Source organism: Micrococcus sp. HMSC31B01 (assembly GCF_001816085.1).
Classification (GTDB): Bacteria; Actinomycetota; Actinomycetes; order Actinomycetales; family Micrococcaceae; genus Micrococcus; species Micrococcus luteus.
In genome coordinates, this window is the sequence record NZ_KV825180.1 from 1 (window position 1) to 5,537 (window position 5,537).

Sequence of the window (5,537 nt, forward strand, 5' to 3'; positions counted from 1 at the left end):
GGCGCGGTCTTGCCCTCGGAGGGCGGCAGCAGGATCAGCACCGGGCCAGCCTAGCCAGGCGCCCCCGGACCGACGCGCGGACGGGCCGGGCCGACGTCGTCGTCCGGACCTGGCACAGTGGTGGGGTCCGCACAGCCGCCCCGCATCCCAGGAGTCGCCCGATGACCGCCATGAACGTGTTCGGTGTGGTGTACCCGTTCGTCCTGCTCGTGATCGCGGCCGCCGTGTGGCTCGGGATCCGCTCCAGCGGGCGGGAGCGCACGCACGCCTCCGCTCTGGAGCAGCGCCTGCGGGAGCACACCTTCACGGGGCAGGACCGCGTGACGCTGGAATGGCCGCGGGACCGGCGACGCCCGAGCCTGGCGAAGGTCGTCTCGATCGGCGAGTCGTACGGGTACCGCCTGCTGGACAAGCGGGAGCGCGAGCACGTGGTGGAGCTCGAGTTCGAACGGATCCTCGACGACGAGGGGTTCTGACCCCAGCCGGGGGCCGTGAGGTGGGACGGACCGGCTGTAAGCCGGGTTCTGTGCCTCGCGCGCGTTGCCCCGCGCGAGGTGACGGCCATCCATCTGGGCCCGCCATCGCTGACGGGCTCGAGCGGCCAACCCGGACGCTGGGGCGAGCAGCCCTCGTGACGCGTCCTGTTCGGCCTTGCACCGGATGGGGTTTACCGAGCCGGCCCCGTCACCGGGGCCGCTGGTGGTCTCTTACACCACCCTTTCACCCTTACCGCCGCGCACACGGCGCGGAGGCGGTCTTCTCTCTGTGGCACTGGCCCGCGGGTCGCCCCGGGTGGATGTTGTCCACCATCCTGCTCTGCGGTGCCCGGACTTTCCTCGCACCCCCGCAGGGGCACGCGGCCGTCCGCCGATCCGTCCCGACCGACCAGTGTACGCCCCGTCGCGACCGCAGGGCCGCTCCGGACGTGTCCTCGCCTAGAATGGCGGAGTCCGCCGACAACGAGGTCGGGGGATGGGGCCTGCCCAGGACGGCCCCGCCAGGTTTCAAGGAAGGACTCCCGTGGCAGACACCGCCTCGACCCAGACCCCCGAGTGGAACACGCAGCAGAAGCTCGCGGAGAAGATGGTCCCCCTGCTGGGCACCCTGTACCGCGAGCACAACGTGGTCACCTCGATCTACGGGCGCTCCCTCGTGAACCGCGGCGTGATCGACATCATCAAGGCCCACCGTTACGCCCGCCGCGTGCAGGAGGCCCCGCTGAGCGTCGAGTCCACCTACCCCCTGGTCGAGGCCATGGCTGCGATGGACCTGGGCGCCGCCACCATCGACCTGGCCGAGCTGGCCGCCAAGCACAAGGCCTCGGGCCAGGACGTCCAGGCCTTCCTGGACGCCGAGCTCGCCGAGGTCAAGGGCAAGGCCGGTGAGGGCCTGGGCGAGACCCAGGACGTCGTGCTCTACGGCTTCGGTCGCATCGGCCGCCTGCTGGCCCGCATCCTCCTCGACCACGCCGGCGGTGGCTCCAAGCTGCGCCTGCGTGCCGTCGTCGTGCGCAAGAACTCGGAGGACGACCTGATCAAGCGCGCCTCCCTGCTGCGCCGCGACTCGATCCACGGCCCGTTCGACGGGACGATCGTGGTGGACGAGGACCGCGACGTGATCACCGCCAACGGCACCGAGATCCAGGTCATCTACTCGAACGACCCGACCACGGTGGACTACACCTCCTACGGCATCAAGGACGCGCTGGTCGTCGACAACACCGGACGCTGGCGCGACGACGAGGGCCTGTCCCAGCACCTGCAGGCCAAGGGCGCCGCGAAGGTCCTGCTGACGGCCCCGGGCAAGGGCGAGATGAAGAACATCGTGTTCGGCGTGAACTCGGACGACATCACGCCCCAGGACACGATCGTCTCGGCGGCCTCCTGCACCACCAACGGCATCACCCCGGTGCTCAAGGTCATCCAGGACGACTACGGCATCGACCACGGCCACGTGGAGACCGTGCACGCCTACACCAATGACCAGAACCTCGTGGACAACTTCCACAAGGGCGCCCGTCGTGGCCGTGCCGCCGGCATGAACATGGTGCTCACCGAGACCGGCGCCGCCAAGGCCGTGGCCAAGGCCCTGCCCGAGCTCAAGGGCAAGCTCTCCGGCAACGCCATCCGCGTCCCCACCCCGGACGTGTCCATGGCCATCCTGAACCTGGAGCTGACCACGCCCACCTCGGTGGAGGAGCTCAACGCCCGCCTGAAGCAGGAGTCCCTCACCGGCCCCCTGCGCGGCCAGGTCGGCTACGTGGACTCCCCGGAGGTCGTGTCCACCGACTTCGTCGGCTCGGACCGCGCCGGCGTCGTGGACGGCCTGGCGACCCTCGTGAACAACGACGGCAAGAACGCCATTCTCTACGTCTGGTACGACAACGAGTATGGCTACTCGCACCAGGTGATCCGCGTGGTGGAGAAGATGGCGGGCCAGCAGATTCCCGCCTTCCCGCAGGCCTGACCCGCCGATGACCGACGGCCCGTCCCCGCAGAGGGGACGGGCCGTCGTCGTGTGCCGACCGGGCCGGACGTCGGGCCGAGGCTCAGGCCTCGTCGTCCCCGTGCTCGCCGTCAGGGCCGTGTTCGTGGTCGTCGGCGTCGTGGCCGAAGGGGTCCTCGTCCGTGCCGGGCAGCCACGTCACACCGGGCACGTTCAGACGCTCGGCCCGCTGCGCGCGCTTCCAGCGCCGCTGCCACTTGCCCTCGAGCCGGTTGACGTAGAGGGTGCCGTTGAGGTGGTCGTACTCGTGCTGCATGATGCGCGCGAACCAGCCCTCGGCCTCGAACTCGAACATCTCGCCGTCCACGCGCTGGCCGGACAGGCGCACGCGGGTCGGGCGCTGCAGGGGGAAGCCGAGCCCGGGCACCGAGAGGCAGCCCTCGGTGTGCTCGTCCGGGTGAGGCTCCTCCCGCGGCGCCTTGTCCAGGTGCGTCAGCACCGGGTTGATCACGTGGCCCACGTTCGGCGCGTCGCCGGAGTCCGGGAACGTCCACGTGAAGATCCGCAGCCCGACCCCGACCTGCGGGGCGGCCAGGCCCACGCCGTGCGCGGCGTCCTGCGTGACGTACATGTCCTCGATCAGCTCGCGGATCTCGTCGTCGATCACCTCCACCTCGGCCGCGCGCCGGTGCAGCACGGGCTCGCCGTAGACGGTGATGGGACGGATGGAGGCCATGGCACTGCGCTTCCCGGCCCGGGCTGCGGGCCTGCGTGGGTGGGGGGACGGGGGAGTCCCCAGCCTACCGCCGGGGACACCACGACGACGGCCGTCATTCCGCGGCGAGGGCCTCCAGCGCATCCGGGTCCAGCAGCGCCACCCGCGGGCCCGCCATGGCGATCAGGCCGTCGTCGGCGAGGCGGCGCAGCCCGCGGCTGAACGCCTCGGGGGTGGTGCCCAGCAGCGAGGCGACGTCCTTCTTCGGCGCGGCCAGCACCACGACGAGGTCGGCCTCGTCCCGGAGGGCCGGCAGGCCGAGCAGATGTCCGGCGATCCGTGCGGTGACAGGCTGATGCTCCCGGGCCAGCCGTTGTTCCGCCTCGGCCAGGCGGACGGCCAGCGTCCGCATCACGCGTCCCCCGATGCCCGGATGCTGGGCCAGGAGTCGGGCGACCTCGGCGTGGGAGAAGGTGCACAGGCGGGTCGCGGCCACGGCGCGCGCCCCGTGCCGGGCCGGCTCGCCCGTGAGGAACTCGTGCTCGCCCACGGAGTCCCCGGGCTCGACCATCCGCACCACGCGTTCCCGGCCGGTCGCTGAGCCGAGCGTCAGCGCCAGGCGGCCGCTGTGCACGACGCACAGGCGGTCCGTGCGGTCACCGGCCAGGTGCAGGGCATCGCCGGCCTCGAGCACGAGCGGCCGCGCCAGGGCGGAGACCCGGCGCAGCTGCTCCAGATCCAGCCCGGTGAACAGCGGGACCCGGGCCGCGCACGGCTCTGGTTCGTCCATGGGGGCGAGGGGCAGGTCCATACGCACGCCATCAGCCTCCCACACGGCGGCTTGACCGCGGTTAAGGCGGGCCCGCCGTCCCCTTCGTAGCGTCAGTGACATCCCCGGAGGCCGGGGATCGGACCGGGCACCCGCCCGTCCGCTCAGCCTCATCGGCGGCCGCGCCGGTGACGACCCACAGGAGTGACCATGACCGCCACCACGCACACCCTGCTCCGCGCCGAGGGCTTCAGCTGCCCCTCGTGCGTCCGGAAGATCGAGAAGGCCCTCGACGCCCTGCCCGGCGTGACCGGCGCGCAGGTCCACTTCGAGACCCAGCGCATCGAGGTCGACCACGACCCGCAGACCACCACTGCCCAGGACCTCGTCGAGGCCGTCGCCAAGGTCGGCTACACCGCCCGGCCGTCGGCCTTCTGACACCGCCCCGCCCCCGACGAACGGAGTCCGCCATATCCACCCCCGCCGTCACACGTCCGGGCCGCCCTCGTGCCCGGTTCGCGTTGTCCCGCCGCTGGCGGCGCCCCGTGGTGGCCGGCCTGCTGATCGCCGTCTCGCTCGTGCTGGCGCCCGAGCAGCTGGCCCACGGGACCGGACACCTCGTGGCGGCGGGCCTGATGCTCGCCGCCGCCGTCGTGGCCGGCCTGCCGATCGCGCGCGACGCGATCGCCGCCCTGCGGGTGAAGACCGTCGGCATCGACCTGCTCGTCGCCACCGCCGCGATCGGCGCGTCCCTGCTCGGCAATTTCTGGGAGGCCGCCGCCGTGACCTTCCTCTTCGCCCTCGGCCACGCCCTCGAGGACGCGACCCTGTCTCAGACTCGCTCGGCGCTCGCGGACCTCGTCTCCACGGCGCCCGAGACCGCCGTCGTCGTGGACGCAGACGGGACCCAGCGCACCGTGCCTGCCCACGAGGTGGCCCCCGGCGCGACCGTCCTCGTCAAGGCCGGCGCTCGGGTGCCGGTGGACGGCGTGGTGCTCACCGGGGTCGGCGCCGTGGACGAGGCATCCATCACGGGCGAGTCCATCCCGGCGGAGAAGACCGACGGTGACGCCATGTACGCGGGCACCGTCGCCACGGCCGGCCTGCTGCAGGTGCAGGCCCGGAGCGTCGGCGCCGACACCACGCTGGCGCGCATCATCCACCGCGTCGAGGCGGCGCAGGAGGCCCGTGCGCGGACCCAGCAGTTCATGGACCGCTTCTCCCGCTGGTACACCCCGGCGATCATGGTGCTGGCCTTCGCGACCGGCCTGATCACGCGGGACGTCCCCCTGGCCCTGACCCTGCTGGTCATCGGCTGCCCGGGCGCCCTCGTGATCTCCATCCCGGTCGCGATCGTGGCAGGGATCGGCCGCGGCGCCAAGGACGGCGTGCTCATCAAGGGAGGGGAGTTCCTTGAGCGCTCCGCGAAGGTCGACGCCGTCGCCGTCGACAAGACCGGCACCCTCACGTCGGGCACCCCCGAGCTGACAGACGTCGTCGCGTTCGAGCCCGGGGCCGAGGACGAGGTGCTGCGCTGGGCCGCACGGCTCGAGGCGGCCTCGGACCACCCGCTGGCCGCGCCGGTCGTCGCGGCGGGCCGGGACCGCG

Annotated in this window: 6 protein-coding genes and 1 other RNA gene; 4 read left to right on the forward strand and 3 right to left on the reverse strand. The window is 72.2% G+C overall.

Features of this window, described 5'->3' with window-relative positions:
* Positions 1 to 161 precede the first annotated feature (161 nt).
* Positions 162 to 476 carry a hypothetical protein gene (locus tag HMPREF3105_RS07635; RefSeq protein ID WP_012750836.1) on the forward strand — a complete coding sequence of 105 codons (315 nt, stop codon included), beginning with the start codon at positions 162 to 164 and terminating at the stop codon, positions 474 to 476.
* 21 nt (positions 477 to 497) lie between these two features.
* Here HMPREF3105_RS07635 and rnpB read toward each other — a convergent pair.
* Positions 498 to 876, reverse strand: an RNA gene (gene rnpB, locus HMPREF3105_RS07640) — RNase P RNA component class A.
* 144 nt (positions 877 to 1,020) lie between these two features.
* On the opposite strand from rnpB, the gene HMPREF3105_RS07645 reads away from it, so the two are divergent.
* Positions 1,021 to 2,466, forward strand: coding sequence for a glyceraldehyde-3-phosphate dehydrogenase (locus tag HMPREF3105_RS07645; protein WP_036340195.1), 1,446 nt, complete (start codon positions 1,021 to 1,023; stop codon positions 2,464 to 2,466).
* 82 nt (positions 2,467 to 2,548) lie between these two features.
* Here HMPREF3105_RS07645 and def read toward each other — a convergent pair whose 3' ends face one another.
* Complete coding sequence (def, locus tag HMPREF3105_RS07650; protein WP_036340198.1) at positions 2,549 to 3,181, reverse strand: peptide deformylase; 633 nt, start codon at positions 3,179 to 3,181, stop codon at positions 2,549 to 2,551.
* A gap of 94 nt (positions 3,182 to 3,275) precedes the next feature.
* Positions 3,276 to 3,971 carry a Crp/Fnr family transcriptional regulator gene (locus HMPREF3105_RS07655; protein ID WP_036340201.1) on the reverse strand — a complete coding sequence of 232 codons (696 nt, stop codon included), beginning with the start codon at positions 3,969 to 3,971 and terminating at the stop codon, positions 3,276 to 3,278.
* A gap of 168 nt (positions 3,972 to 4,139) precedes the next feature.
* Here HMPREF3105_RS07655 and HMPREF3105_RS07660 point away from each other — a divergent pair, with 168 nt between their 5' ends.
* Both HMPREF3105_RS07660 and HMPREF3105_RS07665 read left to right on the forward strand, forming a co-directional pair.
* Positions 4,140 to 4,367 (forward strand): heavy-metal-associated domain-containing protein, encoded by a 228-nt coding sequence (locus HMPREF3105_RS07660; RefSeq protein ID WP_010078881.1) that lies wholly within the window; start codon positions 4,140 to 4,142, stop codon positions 4,365 to 4,367.
* 107 nt (positions 4,368 to 4,474) lie between these two features.
* Positions 4,475 to 5,537: heavy metal translocating P-type ATPase (locus tag HMPREF3105_RS07665; RefSeq protein WP_141762463.1), on the forward strand; the 1,063-nt coding region annotated here is incomplete at its 3' end.